Source organism: Polynucleobacter sp. UK-Mo-2m-Kol15 (genome assembly GCF_018881505.1).
Lineage (GTDB): Bacteria > Pseudomonadota > Gammaproteobacteria > Burkholderiales > Burkholderiaceae > Polynucleobacter.
Genome location: NZ_JACVQC010000001.1, coordinates 904,649 through 930,589 on the forward strand (window position 1 = coordinate 904,649; position 25,941 = coordinate 930,589).

The window sequence follows — 25,941 nt, forward strand, 5'->3', positions numbered from 1 at the left end:
GATTTTTCAAGAGTTGACAGGTTTTATTGGATTATAAAAATAATAAGTTTTACTAATGAGGATTTCTAGTAATGACAACAGGATACATAACTCATCCCGATTTTCTAAAACATGAGATGGGTAGCCATCATCCCGAGTGCCCTGAGCGGATCCAGGCAATTAATGATCAACTCATTCGGAGTGGCATCGACCACTTTCTACGCCACCTAGATGCACCCTTAGCAACTGAAGATCAACTAGAGCTAGTCCATAGCCCAGATCATGTCGCCTTTGTTAAAGAGCGCTCACCAGCCAGCGGCTACTTCATGCTTGATGGGGACACCATTATGAACCCCTACACTTGGAGCGCCGCTCTTCGTGCAGCTGGTGCTGCCATTGCGGGTGTTGATGCTGTGATGAAGGGTGAGGTTGAAAATGTATTTTGTGCGGTCCGCCCACCAGGCCATCATGCGGAGCCAACCCGCTCAATGGGTTTTTGCGTCTTTGATAACGTTGCTGTAGCGGCACGATATGCGATGGAGACATACGGTATTGAGCGCGTAGCCATTATTGATTTTGATGTGCACCATGGTAATGGTACCGAAGCAGCATTTTTTAATGATCCCAATGTGCTCATGTGCAGCTTCTTTCAGCATCCGTTTTACCCCTACAGCGGTTTAGATGGGGCAAATAATATGGTGAATGTTCCGCTTCCTGCATCTACACGTGGGGATGTGGTGCGCTCGATAGTAGAGGAGCAGTGGTTGCCGCGTTTGCGGGATTTTGAGCCTGAGCTCATCATTATTTCTGCGGGCTTTGATGCTCATCGTGAAGATGATTTGGGGCAGATGGGCTTAGTTGAAGAAGATTACGCTTGGATTACAAAGCAACTCAAGGTTATTGCAAATCAATATGCCCAAGGCCGCATTGTCAGTTGCCTGGAGGGCGGCTATAACCTTTCCGCTTTGGGACGCAGCGTGGTTGCACACGTTAAAGCGCTCGCCGATATTTAAGGGGGCTACATTTCGAGATACCCTGATTCTGCTCTGTAGAATTAATCAGCCCCTTGTGCTGTGATCCAGATAAAATAGGCATTGTGCATACGTTTGTAAATAAGTATTGTTTTTAAGGATTGAGAAGATCATCATGAAAGTCTTAGTAGCAGTGAAACGTGTCGTAGATTACAACGTCAAAATTCGGGTGAAGTCAGACCATTCTGGCGTCGATTTGGCAAACGTCAAGATGAGCATGAATCCTTTTGATGAGATTGCAGTCGAAGAAGCAGTTCGGCTAAAAGAGGCTGGTGTTGTTACTGAGGTAGTCGTGATTTCTGCTGGTCCAACTCAATGTCAAGAAACACTCCGTACTGCTTTAGCGATTGGCGCAGATCGTGCCATTTTGGTTGAGACAGACGCTGAGTTGCAGCCTTTGGCTGTTGCAAAAATTCTCAAAGCACTCTCTGAGAAAGAGCAGGCCCAGATCATTATCTTGGGTAAACAGGCGATTGATGATGATAGCAATCAGACCGGCCAGATGTTGGCCAGCTTAATGGATATTCCTCAGGCAACATTTGCTTCCAAAGTGGTGGTTGCTGATGGTAAGGCAAGTGTCACCCGTGAGGTCGATGGGGGTCTGGAGACCATTGCTATTACCCTACCTGCAGTTATTACTACTGACTTACGTTTGAATGAGCCACGTTACGTCACTCTGCCAAACATCATGAAGGCAAAGAAGAAGGTCTTGGAAATTATGAAGCCTGAAGAGCTTGGCGTTGACATTGCCCCACGCCTTAAAACTCTCAAAGTGGAGGAGCCACCCAAGCGCTCCGCAGGTGTGATGGTGGCTGATGTAGCTGCCTTAGTCGATAAACTAAAAAATGAAGCGAAGGTGATTTAAATGGCCGCACTCGTTATTGCTGAACACGATAATCTAAGCTTAAAAACTGCTACGCTCAATGCCGTTGCCGCTGCTTTGCAATGCTCTCCTGATGTAGATATATTAGTTGCCGGTAGCGGTGCTGATGCTGCGGCAGCAGCAGCTAGTCAAATTGCTGGGGTGCGCAAAGTGATTCAGGTCGATGCAGCATCTTTGGTCGATCAACTCGCTGAACCTTTATCAGTTGAAATAGTAGCGATTGCAGCCGGTTATGGCCATATTTTGGCGCCAGCTACAGCCAATGGTAAGAATGTATTGCCACGCGTTGCTGCGAAATTAGATGTAGCGCAGTTATCAGATATCACTAAGGTGGTCTCACCAGATACCTTTGAGCGCCCGATTTATGCAGGTAATGCGATTGCAACTGTGCAATCAACTGACCCGGTTAAAGTCATTACTGTTCGTACTACCGGTTTTGATCCGGCGACCGCTACTGGTGGGTCTGCTGCCATTGAGAAAGTTGTGGCAACGAACTCCGAAAGCAAGTCTTCTTTCCTTGGTCGTGAATTGACTAAGTCTGATCGTCCAGAATTGACTGCCGCTAGAATCATCGTGTCCGGTGGTCGTGGTTTGGGTTCTGGCGAGAAGTATCAGGAGATTGTCGCACCTCTGGCGGATAAGCTCGGTGCTGCATTGGGTGCTTCACGTGCCGCGGTTGATGCAGGATATGTTCCCAATGATTACCAAGTGGGTCAGACGGGCAAGATTGTGGCACCACAGCTTTACATAGCCGTAGGTATCTCTGGCGCGATCCAGCATTTAGCCGGCATGAAAGACTCTAAAGTAATCGTTGCCATTAATAAAGATCCAGAGGCACCAATCTTTAGCGTTGCTGATTATGGTCTGGTAGCTGATTTGAATGAGGCTGTTCCTGAATTAACTAAAGCACTCTCATAGAGTACACCCCGTTTATTAACGGGGTGTGCCCAATATATCAAAAGCTATCCGCATTATTGGGATAGCTTTCTTGCTTCTTGAAGTTGTGAGATAAAGAATTGTTCAAATGCGATTGCTAAGAAGGTCATCATCACGCCGGCGCCAAATACTAAAGAAAAAATCACAGTCAGTACAACTAGCCAACCTGATTGAGTTGCTCTACTGGACTCAATACCTGGGTTAAATTGGGCATCCCATTTTTCATCAGCACGTAAGCCATAGGCAATAGTGGTTAACCAACTTGCCTCTAAGGCGATGAAGCCAAAAGTAATCAGTACCCAACCAGGCGCAGAGTTGAAGCGTGCTTCTTTGAGAATTAACCAACCAGCGATACCGCCGACAAATGCAAATAATTGTGCCCAACCCCAAAAAGATCTGAGTCCGTGCAAATAGAAACAGTTCAAGCCGGTCCCAGGGAAAAATAATCCGAGAGAGCAGAAAAGGAGTTTATATTTTTTCATTCAAACTTTCAGTGATGAACTATTTTTATTTCGACGCATTGCTTTTCTGCATGAAACTTAAGACTTCGCGATCCGCACCAATCATGAGGAGTTGATCGCCATTGCGCACAATCGAGCGATAATCGTTTAATTCGTAGAGAAAATCATTCTCTAATTCCATTCGTTGGGGCGAGCAAGCCATCTTCGTGCTGGTAATTTGATCGAGCGTAAAGCCTCTGGCATCTTCGGTGATACGTGCAGTAAAGCGATTGCAGCCTGTGGATCCACTGAGGCGTTCCCCATTGGCATCAAAGATAATTTGGATGGGGTTGCCATTGTCACCTTGAGGTATTTGTCGGGCTCGTACCTCACCTTTGGCATTGGGTGGGAGATTCCAACGGACCAACTCCCATTTAGTATTTCGGAATTCGCTACTTGGTGGGCTGGTTTTGGCCGTACAGGGGGGAATAATGTTGGCACAAGCAGTCAAAAAACCCAAGCCTAGGCACGAAAAAACCAGAAAAAAATGCTTTATAGGGCCTCTGGAGGGTCTAAAAATGGCATTTTTCATGGGAATATTTCTGTAAGTGATTGTTTTTAATAATTATTTTATGATTTACTGGGCTCTATTCTACTGTTGATGCCAAAAAGGCGCTGAGTTAAATAGGTGGATCAAGTAGGGGTTTTCGTCTAGAATATGAGGTTTTCCGCTATACCGTGCATTTGTTTATTAAATTGCCCAGTTAGTTGGGGCCCAAGATTTTGTAGTAATTTCATTGGGTTGTAATCAACCTGTTTTCATTTTAGATTTTAAGGAATAAGTATGGTCGTCATTCGACTGGCACGCGGCGGTTCAAAGAAGCGCCCTTTTTATAGCATCGTGGCTACAGACAAGCGCAATCGTCGCGACTCGAATTTTATTGAGCGTATTGGTTACTTCAATCCGCAGGCGGCTGCAAATGAGCAAGCAATGCGTATCGCTCAAGACCGTTTGACTTATTGGACTGGTGTTGGTGCGCAGATCTCTCCGACTGTAGTTCGTTTGATCAAAAATAATCCTGCAGTTTAAAGACTTCAAATCCAAAGACTTGTTCTTAGTAATAAGGTCTTTGGAAGCAGAATTTACTTGTAGTGATATTTGGGGAGTTGAGGTGGCTTCAGTATGAATACACCTTCCTTAGATGATTTGATTGAGCTCGGCGCAGTGCAGGACGCTCAAGGCTTGCAGGGTCAGATTAAGGTTCGTCCTCATTCTTCCGATCCTGTAGCGCTCTTATCCAGCAAAGAACTTTGGCTATCTCTCATTCCTCGTCGGAATGCGGTTGTTGCCACGTCCCCTGAGCAAGCTTCACTAAAGCTTTACAAGGTTAAGCAAGCCAAGATGCATAGTGGCACTGTAGTGATTGCTTTAGATGGTATTACTGATCGTGATCAAGCTGAGGCTTTAAAAGGTGCTCGCATCTTAGTCGCGCGTGATGTATTTCCTGGCACGGATGAGGATAGTTACTACTGGGTTGATCTGATTGGCTGTAAAGCGGTCAATATTCAGGGCGATAATTTGGGTGAGGTGATTGACGTCAACGATAACGGCGCTCACGGAATCATAGTTCTTGGTGATTCAGAAACTAAAACGGTAAAACAGTTAGTGCCTTTCGTAAAAGAGGCGGTGCAAAATGTTGACTTGCCAAATAGACTGATTACCCTTGACTGGCAACCTGACTGGTAATTAGAAAAGTTCCTTATCTTCAATATGCGCTTTGATGTAGTCACCTTATTTCCTGAAATGTTCTCTGCATTAATGCAGTGGGGCATTACTGGGCGCGCCTGTGAGCATGGTCTCGCTAGTATCAATCTCTGGAATCCGCGAGATTATTGCTCCGACCCTCGCAAAACTGTTGATGATCGAGCCTATGGTGGTGGTCCCGGCATGGTCATGATGGCAAAACCATTGGAAGACACCATATCTGCTGTTAAATTAGCCCATCAAACTCAAAATGTCGCCTCGGGGCCAATTTGTCTCTTGGCACCTCAAGGGGAGGTCTTTTCTCAGAAGATAGCGACGGATATCCTCAATTACGGTAATTTAACCTTGATTTGCGGTCGGTATGAGGCTATTGATCAGCGCTTTATAGATCGAACCGTCGATTTACAGCTTTCCATAGGCGATTTTGTGGTCTCAGGTGGAGAATTACCCGCTATGACCATGATGGATGCGGCCATTCGCCTGATTCCAGGAGCCTTAGGCGATGGTGAATCTGCTGTCCAGGACAGCTTTATTAATGGCCTTTTGGACTATCCACACTACACCCGCCCTGAAATATATGAAAATTTATCTGTCCCAGACGTGCTTTTAGGCGGACATCACGCTAAAATAGCGGATTGGCGTCGGCAGAAGTCTTTAGAGCTGACGCTAAGGCTCAGGCCTGATTTAATTAAATCAGCAAGAGCCAATGGGTTGCTAAGTAAAGAAGATGAGCAATTTCTTCGAACGCTATAAGTGATTATGGTTTTGAACGAAGTGTTTGTGTTTTGATTTAGTGAAATAGTTTTAACTACATCCTCTGTCTGGTCCGTTGATGAAAGTCTCGGGATTAAACGCTGACAAGATGTTTAAGGATTAATAATGAATTTGATCGAAAAAATTGAGCAAGAAGAAATTGCTCGCTTAAGCGCCAACAAAGTACTCCCTGCTTTCGCTCCAGGCGACACAGTGGTTGTTGGTGTAAACGTAGTTGAGGGTACACGTAAGCGTACCCAGGCCTTTGAAGGCGTTGTGATTGCTAAGCGCAATCGCGGACTGAATTCCAGCTTTATCGTTCGCAAGATTTCATCTGGCGAAGGTGTAGAGCGTACATTCCAAACTTACTCACCATTGATCGCTAGCATTGAAGTGAAGCGTCGCGGTGATGTTCGTCGTGCGAAGTTGTACTACTTGCGCGATCGTTCAGGTAAATCTGCACGTATTAAAGAAAAACTGCCTGCTCGTAAAGTTAAAGCAGTTGCTGAGACTGTAGCGGAATAAGGCGTGCTTTAATCCAAAAAAGAGGCGGCCTTGGCTGCCTTTTTTATTGCCCTAAAATAAGCCTATGACACAGAAATTAAGCCCTCAAGATCAGAAATTGAATATTGCTGCGCCAGTGGGTTTTGATGCGCAAGCAGTACCGATTGAAGAGGTGTGTGACGCACAGCCAAAAGTAGCTGACTATGCTTTGGATCCACTGAGCTTGCGACATCGGTTTCAGAATCCCCAGGTTTGGCATCCTGAGATAACGGATGAGAGTAGACATGTTATTGCTAGTGACATTATTTCAAAGCGCCAGGCCGCTGGAAAAGTGACTCGGGCTGCAGTATTAATTCCTTTGTTATTGAAGAGCGATGGCCTCACTGTGTTATTAACCCAAAGAACCGATCATTTGCATGATCATGCTGGCCAAATTAGTTTTCCTGGTGGGCGTATGGATCCTGGAGATTCAAGCCCAAATGACACCGCCTTGCGAGAAAGCGAGGAGGAGATTGGCTTGGATCGTGAGGGTGTCGAAATTATTGGCCATTTGCCTCAGTATTTGACAGTTTCTGGCTATAGCGTAACGCCAGTTGTGGGATTGGTAAAACCTCAGGCAGAATATGTCTTAGATTCATTTGAAGTGGCAGATGTTTTTGAAGTGCCTTTACATTTTTTAATGAACCCTGCAAATCATCAAGTGCGGGCCTGGGAGAGTGATCTGGGTAGTCGTCGTTTTTATTCAATGCCCTATGAGAATCGTTTTATCTGGGGTGCTACTGCGGGTATGTTGCGTAACCTTTATCATCTATTAAAAGTATGACTTTCTTTTCCATTCTCTTCGCCCTTATTGCTGAGCAATATCGCCCAGTAACTTCAAACCATTGGATTGCTCGTATGAGCGCTCGTTGGTTGGATTGGGTTGCTGGTGAATTCGGTGGCAAGACCGAAGGAGGTGCGAGTCCTGTTGGTGCTCGTATGGCCTGCCTAGTAGCTTTTATTCTGCCAACATTTTTGGTCTTTGTAATTTACGTCGCCTGCATGTTGACCTTCCCGATTTTGGGATTTTTATGGAATGTATTGATTGCCTATCTATTTTTTGGCTTTCGGCAATTTAGCCACTCCTTCACGCTAGTTCACGAGGCGATTACGAATCATGATTTACCAGGGGCTCGCTTAGCACTGGCTGAATGGTATGGCCCTGAATTAGATACCTCTAATTTGACCGAGACTGAGGTAATTGCACTTGCACTTGAGCGCGCGATCATTGGCTCACATCATCATGTATTTGGGGTATTGTTCTGGTTCTTAATGCCAATGGGCCCTGCAGGCGTGGTCTTGTACCGCCTTGCAGATACAGCCGCTCAGCGTTGGTCAGAAAAGGGTGATTTCAATTTAAGTGAAGCAGCTCGTCATTTCTTCTCTGTATTGGATTGGGTGCCTGCACGCATTACGGCAATGGGCTTTGCAATTGTTGGTAACTTTGAAGGCGCAGTATATTCATGGCGTCACTTGACTAGTAAATGGTCCGACTCTTTGTCTGCAGTAATCCTGGCTTCAGGCAGTGGCGCCTTAGGTGTTCGTTTGGGTGAGCCCATGAGCGAACCTGACAGTGATGAAGCTTTGCGTATGGCTGAAGCAGGTGAGCCTGTTTTTTATGAAGTAGGTCTAGAACCAAATGAGCGTACGATGCGCTCTGCCGTTGGTTTAGTTTGGCGCTTGGTCATCGCTTGGATGGCTTTATTGCTAATGCTGACCATCGCTCTTTGGCTTGGCTAATTCCCTGAATTTGCGTATCTGCTGTTTTTGAGTCGGAACGCAATTGCCTAAATAGCGCCAATCTTTCTGACGCTATTTCATTTCTTTCTACGGCTTCTCGGATTGCGCAATCAGGCTCTGTTTGGTGAGCACAGTTATGAAAACGACACTTGCCCAACAGGTCATGAAACTCTCTAAAAGCATGCTCTAGCTCACTTACTGACATGTGGGCCAAACCAAACTCTTGAAAGCCCGGAGAGTCAATTAGGGCGCCTAATTTGCCGCCGGCATCGCGTCCCCAAGCCTCAGGTAGCTCAAAGTAGCGGCACGCGGTAGTGGTGTGTTTTCCGGTGTCTAAGCGCACCGAATACTCTTGAGTGATAGCTGCTGCATTGGGGACCCAAGCATTGAGAAGGCTAGACTTGCCCATGCCGGACTGACCTACAAATACTGACACCTTGCCACAAATAGCAGGGCGTAATGATTCAATAGATGCTTCGTCAAATTTAGCTGAAACCTCGGTAACGGGGTAGCCCATACGTGCATAGGGGGCAATAATTTTGCGGGCGTGCTCTAAGTTATCTTTCAAGTCACACTTATTTAGGAGAATGTGCAAACCAATTTGATTGGTCTCCGCGGCAACAACAGCTCTTCCTAAAAGATCGGGCGAGAATGCAGGTTGCGTAGCCAGCACTACTAATATTTGATCCACATTTGAGGCGATCAATTTACTTTTAAAGGCGTCGGATCGGTAAAGTAAATTGACTCGTGGCTCGATATGAATGATGCGAGCCTGATCTGCTGAGGTCATCTCTATCAACATCCGATCTCCCACGGCACCAATATGCTGTTTTGCTGGAGTGCTTACTTGGATTAGTTCGCCAATAGGGGATTCATTTCCACATCCATCTTTTACTAAGCGCTGCGCTAAATAATGCCTTCCATAGGAGGCAGTAAGTAGCGCATGAAATTGTTCCATTAATTAAACAATTCCAGATTACTTAGTTAAATCGCTTGAGGTTGGCAATGCGAAGTGGAGCAGGTGGATGCGAGCTATAAAAAGCGGTATAGATTGGATCTGGTGTTAGGGTCGATGCATTGTCTTGATAGAGCTTCACTAAGGCAGAAATTAAATCACTTGCAGAAGATTTATCCGCAGCAAAACCATCTGCTTCATATTCATGTTTACGTGATGCCAAGCTGGACAGCGGTGTTAGGAAGAAGCTAAATACTGGTGCAACGAGCATGAAGAGTGCTAATGCTAAGCCGCCGTTATAGCCATTCGGGTTGGGCATCACACCAAGATCGGAGTAGAACCAGGGCTGGGTGCTGATCCAGCCTAGTAGTGCAAACGTAACAAAGCTCATCGCAAAGGAAACTAGTAAACGCTTGCGGATATGATTGCACTTGTAGTGCCCGAGTTCATGAGCAAGGACAGCTTCCACCTCACCAGGATTCAACTTCTCAATCAAGGTATCAAAAAACACAATACGTTTCGCCTTGCCCATGCCAGCAAAAAATGCATTACCGTGTGCACTACGTTTACTGCCATCCATCACAAATAGACCTTGGCTTGCAAAATCACAACGTTTTAGTAAGGCCTCAATTTGTGTTTTGAGTGGACCCTCTTCTAGAGCTTGGAACTTATTAAAAATCGGCGCGATAAAGGTCGGAAATATCCACTGCATTAATAAGCTGAAGACGGTAAGCACGCCCCAAGCCCATAGCCACCAAAAGTCACCTGCTTGAGCCATTAGACTGAGGATGACCCATAGTAGGGGGACGCCAATTGCACCACCAATACCTAAGCCTTTGAACATATCGCTAAAAAAGAGTTTGGCATTCATACGATTAAAACCAAAGCGCTCTTCTAGGTAAAACTGCTTGTACCAAGAGAAGGGCAGGTCAAGAATTCCAGAAATCAAGACAATGGAAATGAGTAGGGCCATTTGCTGTGCAATACCTTCACCTAAAAGCTGCAAGAGCGAGAGGTTCAAAATCTGTAGGCCGCCCAAGAGCGTGAAGCCAATCAAAATCAGTGCGCTGACACCATTCTCTAAAATACCAAGACGTAGTTTTGCAATCGTGTAGTCAGCAGCCTTTTGATGTTCGGCTAAAGAGATCTGATTGGCAAACTCGGCCGGCACTGTATCGCGGTTGATGGCAACGTGACGAATTTGGCGTTGGGATAACCAGTGGCGTAGACCAAAGCTGGCGATGAAGGCGATTAGAAAAACAATTGTGAATGTCATGAGATGATTATAGATATGAGTGAAAAAATAAGTACCCCAACATCAAAGGCAGCTATGGCCAGTGAACACCTGATATGGGTGGATATGGAAATGTCAGGCCTAGACCCTGAAAAAGAGCGTATTTTGGAAATAGCTGTCATCGTGACTGATGCGCATCTCAATACCATCGCTATCGCCCCTGTTTGGGTGGTTCACCAGGATGACGCTGTATTGGATGCGATGGATGCTTGGAATAAGGGTACCCATGGCCGTTCTGGTCTGATTGATAAGGTTAAGGCCTCAACAACTGATGAGGCTACTGCTGAAGCTGAATGTATTGCTTTTCTAAAGAAATATATCAAGCCTGGAATTGCGCCTATGTGTGGCAATACCATAGGTCAGGATCGTCGCTTTATGGCGAAGTACATGCCAAAACTAGAGGCATTCTTTCATTATCGAAATATCGATGTTTCCACCCTGAAGGAGCTCTGCAAGCGCTGGCATCCTGAGTTAGTAAAGGGTTTTACCAAAAAACAAGCTCACACCGCTTTGGCGGACATTGAAGAATCTATTGAAGAGCTCAAGTACTACCGAGAAAAGTTTATTGTGCCCTTGCCGGAATAAATTCTGGAATCCATGACAAGAAAAAGGGTCTAAAACTAGACCCTTTTTTACTCTTTAAAACTATTGCCCACCTTATTTCTTGATAGCGCTCTTGGGTCTGAAGGCTTTGACAATGGTTTCATTCGTCTCGATATAAGGCCCGCCGATAAGTTCAATACAGTAAGGAACGGCAGCGAAGATGCCCGGAACAATGGATTTTCCCTCAGCATCCTTCAAACCCTCAAGAGTTTCTTTGATGGATTTGGGTTGCCCAGGTAGGTTGATAATAAGGGCAGTGTGCCCCTCGATTTCTCGTAAAACTGCAGTCTGGCGTGACAAAATCGCTGTAGGTACAAAGCGCAGGCTAATTTGCCGCATTTGCTCGCCAAATCCGGGCATTTCACGGGTTCCTGCATCCATTGTGGCCTCAGGCGTTACATCTCTGCGAGAAGGGCCTGTGCCGCCTGTGGTGAGCACTAAGTCGCAGCCTAGGTCATCGGCCAGCTCTAAGATCGTTTCGGTGATGACTTCCTGCTCATCTGCAATGAGGCGCTCATGAAAGACGCATGGGGTGGTAATGGCATTTTGTAGCCATAATTGCAGAGCGGGGATGCCCTCGTCGGTATAAACGCCCTTACTGGCTCTATCAGAGATCGAGATTAAGCCGATTCTGATTTCATTGGGAGATGATCTTTTCCAGGCTTCGGTATGCTTCATGTTTCTATTCTAGCTATTATTAGGTTATGTTTACATATTCATCAGATCAGTTTCAAGAAATCATTGATTTCATGCTCACAGAGGCTAAAAGAAGGGGCGCCTCGGATGCTGTGGCCGAGATTTCTGAAGGCCAGGGCCTCTCAGTCACCGTTCGCAAGGGTGAGGTCGAGACTATTGAGCAAAGCCTCGATAAGCAAGTTGGGGTAACCGTCTTTTTAGGTCATCGTCGGGGTAATGCCAGTACCAGTGACTTTTCCAAGGATTCTTTAAAGGCTACGGTGGAGGCTGCATACCATATTGCCCAACATACAGCCGAAGATCTGTGTGCTGGCCCTGCTGAAAGAGAGCTTCTTGAAAAGCATCCCCTTGATCTTGATTTGTTTCATCCCTGGGATTTAGATTCGGCAAGGGCAATCGATATTGCGCGAGCTGCTGAAGGCGCTGCTTTTGCAGTCAGCAAGCAAATTCAAAATAGCGATGGCGCTTCAGTATCGGCGCATCATGCGCATTTTATGATGGGGACCAGTCACGGCTTTATGGGCGGCTATCCATTCTCACGCCACTATATTTCTTGCGCACCAATTGCAAATGAAGGCGGCAAAAAGTCACTAATGCAGCGAGATGATTGGTATTCCAGTTCACGCATTCCTGAGAAGTTGGCCGATCCAGCTGCAATTGGTAAATATGCAGCAGAGCGTGCACTTTCACGCCTTAAAGCAAGATCGCTAACTACTCGCCGTTGTCCTGTCATCTTCGAGGCACCTTTGGCTTCCGGTCTTTTAGGTGGATTGGTACAGGCAGTATCTGGTGGTTCACTATATCGCCGATCAAGTTTTTTGTTAGATAGCTTGGGTAAGCAAGTTTTGCCAAAGCATGTCAGTCTCTTTGAAAATCCGCATTTGAAGTCGATGACTGGAAGTGCGCCCTTTGATGAGGAGGGTGTGAAGACGGCAGCAAGAACAGTTGTAGATAAAGGCATATTACAAGGTTATTTTTTATCCACTTACTCCGCCAGAAAACTCGGGATGAAAACTACCGGCAATGCTGGCGGATCGCATCATCTGACATTACAAAGCCGCAAGACGCCTAAGGGCGGATTGCCTGCACTCTTAAAGGCAATGGGTACAGGCCTATTGGTGACTGAGTTGATGGGGCAGGGCGTTAATTATGTTACTGGAGATTACTCTCGTGGCGCCTTCGGCTACTGGGTAGAGAACGGTGAGATCCAATATCCAGTAGAGGGAATTACGATTGCTAGTAACCTACGCGATATGCTGATGGATATCCAAATGATTGGTAGTGATTCATTGACTCGTGGAACCAAAGAAACTGGCTCCATCTTGATTGGATCAATGACTGTTGGCGGTAAATAAAATATAAGAAAAAAGAAAAACTATATTGTTTAGGGGATAGAAATGCAAAGACGTTCCTTTTTAAAGAAAGCTACTATCGGTGTAGGCGCAGCTACATTGGCAGCGCCATCTGTAGCGCAGAATTTGCCAACCCTCAATTGGCGTTTGGTTTCTAGTTTTCCTAAATCTTTAGACACTTTGTTGGGTACATCGGAAGTGTTTGCAAGCGCTTTACGCAAAGCCACTGATGGCAAGTTCAATGTTAAGGTGTTTGCAGCCGGTGAAGTGGTTCCAGCTCTCCAAGTATTGGATGCCGTTCAAAATGGTACGGTAGAGTGTGGTCATACTGCCAGCTATTACTACCTGGGTAAGAACAGCGCATTTATTTTTGATACAGCAGCACCCTTTGGCATGACAGCTCGTCAGCAATCCGCTTGGATGTTACACGGCAATGGTACGAAGTTGATGCGTGAGCTCTACGCCAGCTACAACATTGTGAACTTCTTAGGGGGGCAAACTGGCACTCAAATGGGTGGCTGGTTTCGTAAAGAAATTAAATCCCCAGAAGATCTCAAGGGTCTTAAATTCCGTATTGCTGGCTTTGCAGGGCAGGTACTTGCGAAGTTAGGTGTAGTTCCGCAACAGTTACCTGCTGGCGAAATTTATTCGGCATTAGAAAAAGGCACGATTGATGCTGCAGAATTTGTGGGTCCCTATGATGATGAGAAGTTAGGTTTAGCCAAGGTAGCCAAAAACTACTACTATCCAGCATTCTGGGAGGGAGCCGCCGGCCTTTCATTCTTAGTAAATAAGAAGCAGTGGGATTCATTGCCTCCTTCATACCAAGCAGCATGGGAAGCGGCTTGTCTTCAGGCTCATATCGATATGTGTGCCAAGTACGATGCTGTGAACCCACCAGCATTGCAGCGCCTCATACAAAATGGCGCAGTCCTACGTAAGTTCAATGCCTCAGTCTTAGATGCTTGCTTTAAAGCGACTCAAGAAACCTACGCTGAAGAGTCTGCCAAGAACCCTCAGTTCAAGAAAATCTTTGAAGACTATCGCGTATTTAGAAACATGGAGGCCCAGTGGTTCAATGTAGCAGAACAGGGATTTGCGCAATATAGTTTTTCGAAGAAATTATGAGGCTAAGATGCTATGGCTAGTCTATCAGTAGCGGGTAAAGCAAAGCCACTCTAGAGTGGCTTTGCTTGCGAAAAAAGGCCTAAAAATTTTTACTTCCTCTTAAATACCTGTTGACCGTTAACCCAGGTTTCATTCACTTCAATATCTCTAATTTTGTAGGCATCTGTTTTCATGGGATTTTGATTAACGATAGCGAAGTCAGCATATTTGCCCTCTTGAATCGATCCAATTTTGTCTTCCATCTTTAACTGATAGGCTGCATCAATCGTGATTGCTTTTAAGGCATGATTGATTGATATCTTCTGGCTTGGATTCAATACTTTTTGGGGTGAAACCTGCCAAAGGCGGGATGCACCTTCGGACGCATACTTGAGCGGATGAATTGGTGAAACAGGGGAGTCGCTATGGTATGCAAAACGCATACCTTTTTTTATTAAGCTTGCGCTAGGATCAATTCGATCCCCCCTCTCTGCTCCTATGAGGTGATTATGAAAGGCCTCACCCCAATAATCGGTGTGCCCAATCGTAAAGCCAGGAACAACGCCTAACTTCGCTGCCCTACTAATCTGTTTTTCGGTTGGCACTGTGAAATGTTCAATTCTGAGTCGAGTCTTAGCATCGCTTGGCTTTGTAACTAGCTTTTCATAAACATTCAGAGTTTGCTCAATTGACTTATCACCATTTGAGTGAATTGAGATTTGCCATCCCTCATCAAATCTGGGCTTAGCAAGAGCATATAGCTCTTGCTCTGTGAAGTTAAGGGTGCCCGTATTGCTTGTACCGACTGGATAGTCGTAAGGCTTACTCATTGCACCTGTCAAGCCTTGATTGGAGCCATCAGCCACAATTTTGACGCCGATTAATTTAAAGGTGTCATCGCCTTGACCTGGTTTGTAGTTCTTATTTGTAGTTGGGTATGCATTCGAATACATATATCCTCTAACCCTGACAGGTAACTTGCCATTACGGGTCATAGTGTTGAAAAGAGCATATTCTTTATCAACCCCAAGGTATCCGCCAACAGTAATTTCTGCTGAAGTAGTTACGCCCTTGCTGATTAGTTTTTGGCCAACCTTGGCGACAGCCTTCTCAATGATTTCTTGGCTAGGTATGGGCATTTTGCTTAGAAATAATTCAAAAGCGGGTACCTCGTAGATCACCCCAGTTAGGCGTCCTTTGCTGTCTTTCACAAACGTGCCCCCTTTGGGGTTGGGGCTTGAGTCATTTAAGCCAGCAATCTCTAGCGCCTTGTGATTCACATACGCAATATGCATACTCTGGTTCATGACAAATACAGGCTTAGTTGTCGAGACCTTATCTAAGACATCTGCAGTTAACTCAGACATGAATGGATCGGTTCTTGATGGATCAACACCAAATGCAGTTATCCATTGACCATCTTTGAGAGTTTTGGCATAAGCAGTCAGTTTTGCCACCAAACTATCTAAGGTGTCATGGGGCATAGTAAAGTTGGAGAGATCGAGGAAGATCTCCTCTGAAAATGCCGTTCCCATAATATGCACATGTGGCTCAACTAAGCCAGGCATCAAGGTTTGACCGTTCAGGTTAACGAGTTTCGTATCTTGCCCTTGCAAAGCTTTGAGCTTAGCCAATGAGCCAACCTGAATGATTTTTCCGTCTTGAACTGCTACGGCTTCAGCGGTAGGCTGGGATTTATTCATCGTGACAATATCGCCACCATAAAAAATCATGTCTGCATTCCCTTTAGCAAAGACAAATGTACATTGCGCTATGAGCAGGGTGGAAAGTAATTTTGATGAGAATTTCATGGATACTTCCTTTGTAAAAACATTTCTATACAAACAAATAGCGGATGGTAGCGGTATCTCTAATTTCGCTCTAAGGTAATAAAGTTAAAAGTGATATCACCCTCAGAAGCTGGAGTGCGCTCTACTTCTTTCCATTCGGATGGATTGGGTACTCTAAAGAAGGTGTCCCCACCATCTACATCGATATCAATCTCGGTGATATAAAGGCGATCTGCTTTTGAAAAAGCTTGCGTAAAAAGCTGTTCTCCACCAATCACAAATACGCGCGGGAATTCACTCAAAGTAGTTAGTGCTGCATCGAGGGAGTTAACTACCTCTGCACCTGTGAGTTGTAGCTCAGTATTGCGACTCACCACAATATTACGCCGCCCAGGAAGCGGGCGACCAATCGATTCCCAAGTCTTGCGACCCATGATGACGGGGTGACCCATAGTTACTTTTTTGAAGAACTGCAAATCAGCAGAAATTTTCCAAGGCATTTGATTATCGCGGCCAATGACATGATTACGAGAGCGGGCAACAATCATTGAGATGGCGGGATGCTGATTTGTGGTCATGGGGGATTTAACTTCTTAAACTGCTACAGGAGCTTTAATGGCGGGATGGGATTCATAGCCAGCGATTTCAAAATCCTCGAATTCATAATCAAAGATGGAATCAGGCTTACGCAAAATATTGAGTTTGGGTAATGGGAGGAAGTCTCGCGAGAGTTGAAGATCAACCTGCTCTAAATGATTGCTATAAAGATGGCAATCGCCACCGGTCCACACAAAGTCGCCTACCTCTAAATTGCATTGTTGCGCCATCATGTGGGTGAGAAGGGCATAGCTGGCAATGTTAAATGGTACGCCCAAGAAAATATCCGCGCTACGTTGATAGAGCTGGCAAGATAATTTCCCATCGGCAACATAAAACTGGAAGAAAGCATGGCAAGGTGCCAAAGCCATGCGAGGAATGTCAGCCACATTCCATGCTGAAACAATAATGCGGCGTGAATCAGGATTCTTTTTCAGAGTCTCTACAACTTCTGCAATCTGGTCAATATGCTGACCATTGGGTGCGGGCCATGAACGCCACTGGTAGCCATAAATCGGCCCTAGGTCGCCATCTGGAGCCGCCCACTCGTTCCAAATGGAGACACCACGCTCTTTAAGCCAATTGTTATCGGTACTGCCTTTGAGAAACCAGAGCAATTCCAGAATGATGGACTTGAGGTGGAGTTTCTTAGTGGTGACCATCGGAAAGCCTTCGGCCAAATTAAAGCGCATCTGATGGCCAAAGATAGAGATGGTTCCAGTGCCGGTTCTATCGGATTTTTGGACGCCTTTTTCAAGGACTTCCTTCATGAGATTGTGATATTGATGCATATTTTTTTCAGCTAGGTGACTGGTGATATTAAGAGCTTACTCGAATGTTGGTGGACTTACCCCAAGCGCCTTATGAAGCTTGGGGGAGGTGGTGGTGTATTGGAGCTGAATCTGTTTTTCAGGGGCTAGATAAGCGGCAGCAGCAAAGGCTGCCAAGGCTGCCTCATGAAAACCTGACAAAATCAGTTTTTTCTTGCCTGGGTAGATATTAATATCCCCAACGGCATAAATACCAGGCGTACTAGTCTGAAAGCATGCGGTGTCTACAGCAATTTGCTTGCGATCAATGTCTAGACCCCAGTCAGCTATGGGTCCCAATTTAGGGGAGAGTCCATAAAACAATAAGAGCGCATCTAAGGCAAGATGTTGAACTTCGCCATCAATATTGGTGACGGCAATTTCTGTGAGTTTGCCATTTGAGGATTCAAGACCTGTTATTTGCCCGATGATGAGTTGCATCTTGCCGGCGGTACAAAGGGCGCGCATCTTCGCAACGGATTGAGGCGCGGCCTTAAATTCATCTCGGCGATGAATGAGTGTCACGCTTGCTGCTTGATCAGCAAAATATAGCACCCAATCTAGTGCGGAGTCTCCGCCACCGCAAATCACCATACGTTTACCTGCAAATTGCTGGGGATTTCTGACGCGATAGAAAACTTGCTTATCGATAAAAGCTTCGATACCTTCTAGATTGAGTGTGCGCGGCTGAAATGCGCCAACGCCAGCGGCAACAAAAATCGACTTACTCAAAAAATACTGATCTTGGGATGTGCGAATAAGAAAGCGACCATCGGCTTGCTTCTCAATGGTCGAGACCTCTTGATTTAAATGAAACTCCGGTGCAAATGGCTCAATTTGTTTCAGGAGACTACTAACCAGCTCTCGACCAGTGCAAACCGGAATTGCCGGAATGTCATAAATCGGTTTATCTGGATAGAGCTCGATACATTGACCGCCCACTTCGGGCAGAGAATCAATGACGTGAGCTTTAATTTCTAGGAGTCCAAGCTCGAAGACTTGGAAGAGCCCCACTGGACCGGCGCCAATAATGACTGCATCGGTTTCAATGGGGTGATGCAATTTACTTTACCAGTTGGTCAAGTTTATTTTTAACGTCTTTCCATTCTTCCGCGTCGGGAAGGGGGGCTTTAGATTTAGTGATGGATGTCCATGATGGCGATAAGTCAGCATTTAGTTTAATGAACGCTTGTTGATCTCCTGGTACATCATCTTCTGCATAAATTGCATTGACAGGGCATTCAGGGACACACACTGCGCAATCAATACATTCATCTGGATCGATAACTAAAAAGTTAGGGCCTTCACGAAAACAATCGACTGGGCAGACATCAACGCAATCAGTATATTTGCAGCGGATACAGGCTTCAGTAACAACGTAAGTCATGATGTTTTACAGGTAAGGAGTTCAGGTTAATGAACCGTCAGGTTAAAGAAACTTGATTTTAGCCGAATCAGCTTTTTTTCAGACAAAAGCCTCAATTTACTTGAGGTAAAGTCTCGGTATGAACATCCCAGCCAATACCTCCAAACACCCCCTTAAACCGAAGATTTTGGTCGCAAGGGCCATATTTCCAGAGGCACTAGCCAAATTAGAGGAATCCTACGAGGTTCGCTCGAACCAGTCCGACAAAATATTGAGCCCAGCGGAGCTGAAAAATGCACTTTCAGAGGTGGCAGGGGCTTTGGTTGCTGGTAGTGAGAGGATTGATGCTGCTGCCCTTTCTCAGGCAAAAAATTTGAAAGTAGTGGCCAATATTTCGGTTGGCTATAACAACTTTGATGTTCCGGCGATTACTGCTGCTGGTGTTATGGCCACCAATACCCCTGATGTGCTTACGGATACAACCGCTGATTTTGGCTTTGCTTTGTTAATGGCAACTGCACGACGGATTACCGAGTCTGAACATTGGGTGAGGGCGGGTCAGTGGGATCAATGGTCAATCGTGAATAACCCCTTGGGTATGGATTTGCATCACAGTACCATTGGTATTATTGGTATGGGTCGCATTGGCCAAGGCATTGCTAAGCGTGCCTTAGGTTTCGGTATGAAAGTGATTTATCACAACCGCAGTCGTCTCTCTAGCGCAGATGAAAAAGCCTGTGGAGCTACTTATGCTTCTAAAGAGGAGTTGCTACGTACTGCCGATCATGTGGTATTGGTGCTACCTTACACCACTCAAAATCACCACATGATTGCTGCCGCAGAAATTGCGATGATGAAACCGACTGCAACCCTAGTCAATATTGCTCGCGGCGGCATTGTGGATGATCTTGCTTTGGCGCAAGCGTTGCAAAGTGGCAAGATCTTTGCGGCTGGCTTAGATGTTTTTGAAGGTGAGCCTCAAGTGCATCCAGAGTTGCTCAAGTGTAGCAATATTGTGTTGGCTCCGCACATTGCGAGTGCTACAGAAAAAACACGTAGAGCAATGGTGGATCTTGCAGTAGAAAATCTACGAGCAGCACTTGATGGAAAAAAACCGCCAAGCTTAATTAACGCTGAAGTATTTGGTGGCTAATGGAATGATACGAAGTTGACTGATAAATTAATCCGCTTCAACTTCTTCCGGAAGATCTCTCAGCGCAAGTTCAATTCCACCAAACTTGCCTGCTACCCAGTTGTAGACCTTGCAGGCAATCCATAGCAAAGCAAAGCCAAGTAAAGCATTGAGGATCAATGCAGAGAGAACCGTAAATCCAGGAATGGCACCATCACGAATGAAGGCTACAAACAGGGCTAGTAACACGATTGGCACGGAGAAGCAGAGATAAACTAAAACTAAGGTTTTAGCGGTATGCATTGGGTCTACGAAGGCAATTTCTTTTTTGGTGAGTTTCATGAGATGCAATTTTAAAGCAGTCCGTCGAAAAGCGCCACATCAACCCACTCACCAGCAGCTACATTTCCATGGTCGTGAGACAGGATGACAAAGCAATTTGCCTCACTCATCGATCGCAAAATTCCCGCTCCTTGGCTGCCGGTAAGTTTCACCGTAGGCTTTCCATCTGGGCCGCGGCCCACAATTGCACGCTGAAATTCTGTTCTACCAGGTTTTTTCCGAATTGGTGCCTTGGCAATCGCTTGAGTCATTGGTGGCTCAGTTTGGCTTGCACCATTCAATTGCAATAAAGCGGAGCGTACAAATTGGTAGAAGGTCACCATCACCGCAACCGGATTGCCAGGCAGGCCAAAGAAGAGGGTTTTATGGCTAGACCCCTCAACTTGCTTGAGCATGCCAAAGGCCATGGGGCGACCCGGCCGCATGGCAATTTTCCAAAATCCCACATCGCCAAGCTCTTGCATGATTTGCTTAGTAAAGTCTGCTTCGCCGACAGAGACTCCACCAGAGGAAATCAAAACATCCGCTTTTGAGGCGGCATCCACGAAGGCGGCTTTAAGTGAAGTGGGATCGTCGCGGACAATCCCACAGTCAACGATCTCTACATTCAGACGATTGAGTAGGCCGGTCAGGCTATAGCGATTGCTGTCATAAATGCTACCCGCATCAAGGGCTTGTTCTAAGGGTCGTAACTCATCTCCGGAAGAAAGGATGGCCACCTTCAGTTTGCGATGTACTGTGAGGTTGGCAATGCCCAGAGATGCGGCTAGACCAAGATCAGATGGTCGTAATAAGCGACCAGCCGTAATAGCGGCTTTGCCACTTTGTAAATCCTCGCCACGTAAGCGACGGTTATCTCCACGCCTCACTTGGTTTTGTTTGAACTCGACAACAGATTCATTTGCAGATTCAGTAAATTCTTGTGGGATGACGGTATCGCAGTCATTGGGCATGAGTGCACCAGTCATGATCTTGAGGCATTCACCCGAACCAATAGCGCCTTCATAAGGTTTGCCAGCATAGGCTGTGCCAACAATCTTTAAGGTGACTATCGTTTCGCTATTTCCCAGGCAATCACCATGAAAGGCAAAACCATCCATAGCGGAGTTATCGGCGGCAGGGACGTCGATCGGGGAGAGTAAGTCTTTCGCTAGAATGCGGTTGATCGCTTGATCTAAAGTGACTGACTCAATATCACTTGCCTTATTGAGCTTACGAGACTCTTGAAGTAATTCATTAACTAGACCTGAGATAGCCTTGCGTGCGTCATCCACATGAAGAGATGCGGTTAGGAGAATAGGGCTATTTGGCGAGTGCTTGATTGAATCTGTCATAACGATACTTTTTCTAGGGCGGCCAACTCTTCTGGTGTATTTACATTAGCAAATGCTAGTGGGTTTTCAAAAACTACTGTGCCAGATCGCAATTCTTTAAACCAGTGATCAATCTTCAGATCTCCTTTACTTAAAAAGGTATCCAAAGAATCTTGTAAATCACTTTTCATTAAACAGAAAACAGGCTGAGACCAAACTTTGCCATCATCTTCTTTTGAGGAGGCAAAGACGAGCTCTAAATCGTTATTTTCCAGTTGAGATGCCATCTCTTTGGCAAGATCAACTGGCAATAAAGGTGAGTCGCAAGGTGACGTTAGTAAGTAGGGTGTTTTGCAATGCTGCAGTCCGACTGAGAATCCCGCTAATGGGCCGGAGAAATCTGGGGTTGAATCCATGAGTACTGGATACCCATAGTGTGAATACTTCGTAATACTGCGGTTAGCATTAATTAGAATCGTACTGACTTGTGGCCTGAGTCGGCTGATTGCAGATTCAATCATAGCTTTACCGTGAAAGGGGATTAAGCCCTTATCAATGCCGCCCATTCTCTGCGCGCGGCCACCGGCCAAAATAAGTCCGGTTATGTGTTCTGAGGTAATCATTAGCCGCCGATGTAAGACATCTCTACTTTTCGAGAAGAATTCGAGCCAATGGTATTAGATCCCCGAATCTCTGAATAGTGATCACTGCGTCCAGCCCATGTAGACATAATGGCATTGGCAATTTCTAAATCAGATCTACCAGAACGCAATAGTGTTTTGAAATCAAAACCTTCGTTTGCAAACAGGCAAAGATAGAGTTGACCATCTGTAGAGATACGCGCGCGTGTGCACTCATGACAGAAAGTTTGTGTGACGCTAGATATAAAACCAATTTCACCAGAGCCATCAAGATAGCGCCAGCGCTGAGCTACCTCACCAGGATAGTTAGCCTCCATAGGTTCTATTGGGAAGATGGCATTAATGCGATCGGCAACCTCTTGTGAGGGAAGTACTTGAGTCATATCCCAGCCATTAGAGCTACCCACATCCATAAATTCAATAAAGCGCAACGTGACACCACTGCCTTTGAAGTGCTTAGCCATACCAATAATCTCTTGATCATTGGTACCCTTTTTTACAACCATATTCACCTTGAGATTAGCAAAGCCTGCTTCTTTCGCTGCGGCGATCCCATCTAGTACATCCGCAACTGGAAAGTCGACATCATTCATTTTTTTGAAGATGTCATCATTCAGACCATCAAGGCTAATGGTGAGGCGATGCAAGCCTGCGGCTTTTAACGAAACTGCCTTCTTACGCAAAATACTGCCATTCGTAGTCAAGGTCAGGTCAAGAGGCTGATCTGCTGTGGTGCGAATCTTCGCTAGCATCTCAATCAGCACTTCGAGGTTTTTGCGTAGTAAAGGCTCGCCACCAGTGAGGCGAATTTTTTCTACACCCAATGAAGCAAAGATAGTCGTTAAACGGGTGATTTCTTCAAAGCTGAGTAATTCATCATGAGATAGATAAGGATAATCTTTGTCGAAGATTTCCTTAGGCATGCAATAGGTGCAGCGGAAGTTACATCGATCTGTGACAGAGATACGTAAATCACGAAGCGGACGCCCACGAGTATCTTGAGTTGAGGTATTCATAGCCATGAGCTGTCCAGGAATGGACGGCTTGAGACCTTTACCCTCATCTAAACGTATAGGAATTACTTTTTCAACCATGCCTAATTATGGCTGTGAAACGGTGTTTCTGCCAAACTGCCAAATATCCTTGTGAGATAAATAGCAGTCTGGAGAAATTGGATTAAACCGTTTTTTCTTGGCCGCCGGTTTCAACTAAAACCATTGGACCATTTTGCAAGCTAACAGGTGCCTTTGGAGTTCTGCCTATTGGCAAAATTTCTGGCTCTGCTTTGATTTGCGATTGCACTTCTTGATGTTTACTAGCATCTGTTGCAACCCAGACCATGCCAGCAGACTGAACTACGCTATGCAATGGCGTTTCTTCGAGTGCTTGGAATGCAACCTTAGGTAGCTCAGGCATCGGTTTAACGATTATTTCAATTGCTGGAGCTACTGTGGCTACTGGAGTGACTACAGTAGCAGTGTGATCAGTGCGATTGCTTTGACGCGGAGCACGTTGCTCTCTTGGCTCTCTAGGCGCGCGTGGTGCACGTGCTTTCACTTCGTTTGAAGCTATAGGTGTGACCGTATTTCCAAAGCTTTGAGTAATATTCTGAATTGGCATTGAGGCAGATGCTCCGGCCATTCCTACTGGGGGGCCAGAGAAAGAAGTTGCCACTGCAACAATAGAGGCAATAGCCTCATCACCAGCGGACTCAGTGCGTTCACTTCGTTGACCTCGACTGCGACTGCGACGGTTGCGACCACGACCACGACGCTCTTCACCATCAGCACTCGGTGCTGCATCAGTGCCAGGGGCTGCCTCAGTAGCTGGAGTCACTGCAGCTTGATTTTCTGGCTTTGGATTTTGACTGTTCTGGTTGCGATTACCGTTGCGACCGCGACCATCTTGACGACCTCTACCTGAACCCGCTTCGCGTGGAGCATTTGTACCTTCAGCACTTACTGCACCATCAGCTGGACGCTCAGCACGATCATTACGCTCGCCACGACGACCACGATTACGATTGCTACCGTTACGATTATTTTGATTACGGCCTCGTGGTGCACTAGGGGTAGGCTTTGCTTCTGGTGCAGGCGCAGAAGAGAATAAACTCTTAATGAATCCGAAGAATCCACCAGTACTAGCTGTTTCCAAGTTGACTTTTTCAGTGCGCGCAGGACGCGGCTGACTTACTGGTGCTGGTGCATTTGGTGTAATCCCTTTGACAGCAGCTTCAGGGCGAACTTTAACGTCTGCATCCTTTCGACTTACTGCAGTATCAGTTTCAAGTTCAGCTGCAGCTTCTTCAGCCATCACGTAGCTGGCTTTTTGGTCATCAAGACGGGGATCGTCATGGCGTAAACGCTCGAGCTTGTAATGCGGTGTTTCTAAATGCTTATTTGGAATCATCAAGACGTTCACTTTGAAACGAGTCTCAATCTTGATGACTTCAGCGCGCTTCTCATTGAGTAAGAATGCAGCCACTTCGACTGGAACTTGGGAGTGAATAGCGGCTGTGTTTTCTTTCATTGCTTCTTCTTGAATGATGCGCAAGACTTGCAATGCAGAAGATTCGGTATCGCGAATATGACCAGTACCATTACAACGTGGGCAGGTTACGTGGCTACCTTCAGAAAGGGCAGGGCGTAAACGCTGGCGTGACATTTCCATCAAACCAAACTTAGAGATCTTACCCATCTGAACGCGAGCACGGTCATGGCGTAGAGCATCGCGTAAGCGATTCTCTACATCTTTTTGTGCTTTGCTTGATTCCATATCAATGAAGTCAATCACGATCAAGCCACCTAAGTCACGTAAACGTGCTTGACGAGCGATTTCATCAGCTGCTTCTAAGTTTGTGCGAGTGGCAGTCTCTTCAATGTCAGAGCCGCGGGTTGCGCGTGCAGAGTTGACGTCTACTGAAACTAGGGCTTCAGTATGGTCAATCACAATCGCACCACCTGAAGGCAATGGCACTGTTCGTGAGTAAGCAGTTTCAATTTGATGCTCGATTTGGAAGCGGGAGAACAATGGAACATCGTCCTGGTAACGTTTCACTCTCGGCAGGTTATCTGGCATCACTACTGACATAAATGCCGCAGCTTGCTCATAAATGTCATCCGTATCGATGAGGATCTCACCAATATCTGGCTGGAAATAATCACGAATCGCACGAATTACTAAGCTAGATTCGAGATAGATCAATAGTGGCGCTGAATTGCCCTTGGCCGCTTCATCAATCGCTGTCCACAACTGCATGAGATAGCTTAAATCCCATTGCAATTCGGTAGCGTCACGACCAATACCTGCTGTACGAGCAATGATGCTCATCCCATCTGGCACTTCTAACTGGGACATTGCTTCACGGAGCTCTTGACGGTCTTCACCTTCAATACGACGAGAAACACCACCTCCACGAGGATTGTTTGGCATCAATACTAAATAGCGACCCGCCAGGGAGATAAAAGAGGTCAGGGCGGCGCCTTTTTGGCCGCGCTCTTCTTTTTCTACCTGAACAATGATTTCTTGGCCTTCGCGTAAGGCATCTTTAATAGAAGCATTTCGGACATCAATACCTTCTTTAAAGTAGGTGCGGGCAACTTCTTTGAATGGCAAGAAGCCATGGCGTTCTTCACCGTAATTTACAAAGCAAGCTTCGAGCGAAGGCTCAATGCGGGTAATAACGCCTTTGTAAATATTGCCTTTGCGTTGTTCACGACCGGCAGCTTCGATATCGATATCGATGAGTTTTTGACCATCGACGATGGCAACTCGCAACTCTTCTTGTTGAGTTGCATTAAATAACATGCGTTTCATAACACTCTCCTATTGGGAGTGCGTCGTTGCGCGCTGCGTTAGGGACAAGTTAGATACC

At 46.0% G+C, this 25,941-nt stretch carries 28 protein-coding genes; 13 read left to right on the top strand and 15 right to left on the bottom strand.

The genetic code is table 11. The annotated features are described in order from the left end of the window. The first annotated feature begins 71 nt into the window (after window positions 1–71). From ICN43_RS04765 to ICN43_RS04775, 3 genes are all read left to right on the top strand, one after another. Window positions 72–992 carry a histone deacetylase family protein gene (locus tag ICN43_RS04765; protein WP_216197457.1) on the top strand — a complete coding sequence of 307 codons (921 nt, stop codon included), beginning with the start codon at window positions 72–74 and terminating at the stop codon, window positions 990–992. A gap of 133 nt (window positions 993–1,125) precedes the next feature. Further along, complete coding sequence (locus tag ICN43_RS04770) at window positions 1,126–1,875, top strand: electron transfer flavoprotein subunit beta/FixA family protein (RefSeq protein ID WP_216197458.1); 750 nt, start codon at window positions 1,126–1,128, stop codon at window positions 1,873–1,875. Further along, entirely contained in the window at window positions 1,876–2,811 is a 936-nt protein-coding gene (locus ICN43_RS04775; protein WP_216197459.1) for an electron transfer flavoprotein subunit alpha/FixB family protein, read from the top strand. A gap of 53 nt (window positions 2,812–2,864) precedes the next feature. On the opposite strand, the gene ICN43_RS04780 is transcribed toward ICN43_RS04775, so the two are convergent. After that, on the bottom strand, window positions 2,865–3,311 hold the full coding sequence (locus tag ICN43_RS04780) for a hypothetical protein (RefSeq protein WP_216197460.1): 447 nt from the start codon (window positions 3,309–3,311) through the stop codon (window positions 2,865–2,867). A gap of 25 nt (window positions 3,312–3,336) precedes the next feature. Continuing rightward, window positions 3,337–3,780 (bottom strand): META domain-containing protein, encoded by a 444-nt coding sequence (locus tag ICN43_RS04785; protein ID WP_255533421.1) that lies wholly within the window; start codon window positions 3,778–3,780, stop codon window positions 3,337–3,339. A 333-nt stretch (window positions 3,781–4,113) separates the two neighbouring features. On the opposite strand from ICN43_RS04785, the gene rpsP reads away from it, so the two are divergent. The 6 genes from rpsP (at window position 4,114) to ICN43_RS04815 (ending at window position 8,070) form a co-directional block, all read left to right on the top strand. Beyond that, entirely contained in the window at window positions 4,114–4,359 is a 246-nt protein-coding gene (gene rpsP, locus ICN43_RS04790; RefSeq protein WP_216197462.1) for a 30S ribosomal protein S16, read from the top strand. Between the two features lie 93 nt (window positions 4,360–4,452). After that, window positions 4,453–5,016: a ribosome maturation factor RimM gene (rimM, locus tag ICN43_RS04795; protein ID WP_216197463.1), complete on the top strand. Its 564-nt coding sequence runs from the start codon at window positions 4,453–4,455 to the stop codon at window positions 5,014–5,016. Window positions 5,017–5,040: 24 nt separating this feature from the next. Continuing rightward, the gene (gene trmD, locus ICN43_RS04800; protein WP_216197464.1) at window positions 5,041–5,787 is read left to right on the top strand and encodes a tRNA (guanosine(37)-N1)-methyltransferase TrmD; all 747 of its coding nucleotides are present in this window, start codon (window positions 5,041–5,043) and stop codon (window positions 5,785–5,787) included. A gap of 126 nt (window positions 5,788–5,913) precedes the next feature. Beyond that, complete coding sequence (gene rplS / locus ICN43_RS04805) at window positions 5,914–6,312, top strand: 50S ribosomal protein L19 (protein ID WP_216197465.1); 399 nt, start codon at window positions 5,914–5,916, stop codon at window positions 6,310–6,312. A 64-nt stretch (window positions 6,313–6,376) separates the two neighbouring features. Then, a complete protein-coding gene (locus ICN43_RS04810) occupies window positions 6,377–7,114 on the top strand; it encodes a CoA pyrophosphatase (RefSeq protein ID WP_216197466.1) in 738 nt (245 codons plus the stop codon). After that, window positions 7,111–8,070 (top strand): CobD/CbiB family protein, encoded by a 960-nt coding sequence (locus tag ICN43_RS04815; protein ID WP_216197467.1) that lies wholly within the window; start codon window positions 7,111–7,113, stop codon window positions 8,068–8,070. Before ICN43_RS04810 ends, ICN43_RS04815 begins: the two co-directional genes overlap by 4 nt. Here the strand turns inward: ICN43_RS04815 and rsgA are convergent. Both rsgA and ICN43_RS04825 read right to left on the bottom strand, forming a co-directional pair. After that, on the bottom strand, window positions 8,015–9,028 hold the full coding sequence (gene rsgA / locus ICN43_RS04820; protein ID WP_216197468.1) for a ribosome small subunit-dependent GTPase A: 1,014 nt from the start codon (window positions 9,026–9,028) through the stop codon (window positions 8,015–8,017). The two genes, ICN43_RS04815 and rsgA, sit on opposite strands and share 56 nt — an antisense overlap. A gap of 22 nt (window positions 9,029–9,050) precedes the next feature. Further along, window positions 9,051–10,301: a M48 family metallopeptidase gene (locus tag ICN43_RS04825; RefSeq protein WP_216197469.1), complete on the bottom strand. Its 1,251-nt coding sequence runs from the start codon at window positions 10,299–10,301 to the stop codon at window positions 9,051–9,053. 15 nt (window positions 10,302–10,316) lie between these two features. On the opposite strand from ICN43_RS04825, the gene orn reads away from it, so the two are divergent. Beyond that, window positions 10,317–10,904, top strand: coding sequence for an oligoribonuclease (gene orn, locus ICN43_RS04830; protein WP_216197470.1), 588 nt, complete (start codon window positions 10,317–10,319; stop codon window positions 10,902–10,904). A gap of 72 nt (window positions 10,905–10,976) precedes the next feature. Here orn and mog read toward each other — a convergent pair whose 3' ends face one another. Then, a complete protein-coding gene (mog, locus tag ICN43_RS04835; protein WP_216197471.1) occupies window positions 10,977–11,600 on the bottom strand; it encodes a molybdopterin adenylyltransferase in 624 nt (207 codons plus the stop codon). A 26-nt stretch (window positions 11,601–11,626) separates the two neighbouring features. On the opposite strand from mog, the gene pmbA reads away from it, so the two are divergent. Both pmbA and ICN43_RS04845 read left to right on the top strand, forming a co-directional pair. After that, entirely contained in the window at window positions 11,627–12,973 is a 1,347-nt protein-coding gene (gene pmbA, locus ICN43_RS04840) for a metalloprotease PmbA (protein WP_216197472.1), read from the top strand. Window positions 12,974–13,015: 42 nt separating this feature from the next. Next, entirely contained in the window at window positions 13,016–14,098 is a 1,083-nt protein-coding gene (locus tag ICN43_RS04845) for a TRAP transporter substrate-binding protein (RefSeq protein ID WP_216197473.1), read from the top strand. Between the two features lie 89 nt (window positions 14,099–14,187). On the opposite strand, the gene ICN43_RS04850 is transcribed toward ICN43_RS04845, so the two are convergent. Genes ICN43_RS04850 through fdxA form a run of 5 tightly spaced genes read right to left on the bottom strand, consistent with a single transcriptional unit; the run spans window position 14,188 to window position 18,660 of the window. Next, entirely contained in the window at window positions 14,188–15,888 is a 1,701-nt protein-coding gene (locus ICN43_RS04850; RefSeq protein ID WP_216197474.1) for an amidohydrolase, read from the bottom strand. 59 nt (window positions 15,889–15,947) lie between these two features. Beyond that, entirely contained in the window at window positions 15,948–16,445 is a 498-nt protein-coding gene (locus ICN43_RS04855) for a dihydrofolate reductase (RefSeq protein WP_216197475.1), read from the bottom strand. Between the two features lie 15 nt (window positions 16,446–16,460). Further along, window positions 16,461–17,255, bottom strand: a complete 795-nt coding sequence (locus tag ICN43_RS04860) for a thymidylate synthase (protein ID WP_216197476.1) — start codon at window positions 17,253–17,255, stop codon at window positions 16,461–16,463. 36 nt (window positions 17,256–17,291) lie between these two features. Then, entirely contained in the window at window positions 17,292–18,335 is a 1,044-nt protein-coding gene (locus ICN43_RS04865) for an NAD(P)/FAD-dependent oxidoreductase (RefSeq protein WP_216197477.1), read from the bottom strand. A 1-nt stretch (window position 18,336) separates the two neighbouring features. Next, window positions 18,337–18,660, bottom strand: a complete 324-nt coding sequence (fdxA, locus tag ICN43_RS04870) for a ferredoxin FdxA (protein ID WP_216197478.1) — start codon at window positions 18,658–18,660, stop codon at window positions 18,337–18,339. A 118-nt stretch (window positions 18,661–18,778) separates the two neighbouring features. Between fdxA and ICN43_RS04875 the strand changes: the two genes are divergently transcribed. Further along, window positions 18,779–19,792 carry a D-glycerate dehydrogenase gene (locus ICN43_RS04875; RefSeq protein ID WP_216197479.1) on the top strand — a complete coding sequence of 338 codons (1,014 nt, stop codon included), beginning with the start codon at window positions 18,779–18,781 and terminating at the stop codon, window positions 19,790–19,792. 27 nt (window positions 19,793–19,819) lie between these two features. Here the strand turns inward: ICN43_RS04875 and ICN43_RS04880 are convergent, their stop codons facing one another. From ICN43_RS04880 to ICN43_RS04900, 5 genes are all read right to left on the bottom strand, one after another. Then, window positions 19,820–20,113 (bottom strand): hypothetical protein, encoded by a 294-nt coding sequence (locus tag ICN43_RS04880; RefSeq protein WP_216197480.1) that lies wholly within the window; start codon window positions 20,111–20,113, stop codon window positions 19,820–19,822. An 11-nt stretch (window positions 20,114–20,124) separates the two neighbouring features. Next, a complete protein-coding gene (glp, locus tag ICN43_RS04885) occupies window positions 20,125–21,447 on the bottom strand; it encodes a gephyrin-like molybdotransferase Glp (protein WP_216197481.1) in 1,323 nt (440 codons plus the stop codon). After that, the gene (mobA, locus tag ICN43_RS04890) at window positions 21,444–22,049 is read right to left on the bottom strand and encodes a molybdenum cofactor guanylyltransferase MobA (protein WP_216197482.1); all 606 of its coding nucleotides are present in this window, start codon (window positions 22,047–22,049) and stop codon (window positions 21,444–21,446) included. The genes glp and mobA overlap by 4 nt, the downstream gene beginning before the upstream one ends. Next, window positions 22,049–23,161, bottom strand: a complete 1,113-nt coding sequence (gene moaA / locus ICN43_RS04895; RefSeq protein WP_216197483.1) for a GTP 3',8-cyclase MoaA — start codon at window positions 23,159–23,161, stop codon at window positions 22,049–22,051. The genes mobA and moaA overlap by 1 nt, the downstream gene beginning before the upstream one ends. A gap of 82 nt (window positions 23,162–23,243) precedes the next feature. Next, the gene (locus tag ICN43_RS04900; RefSeq protein WP_216197484.1) at window positions 23,244–25,883 is read right to left on the bottom strand and encodes an Rne/Rng family ribonuclease; all 2,640 of its coding nucleotides are present in this window, start codon (window positions 25,881–25,883) and stop codon (window positions 23,244–23,246) included. Window positions 25,884–25,941: the final 58 nt, after the last annotated feature.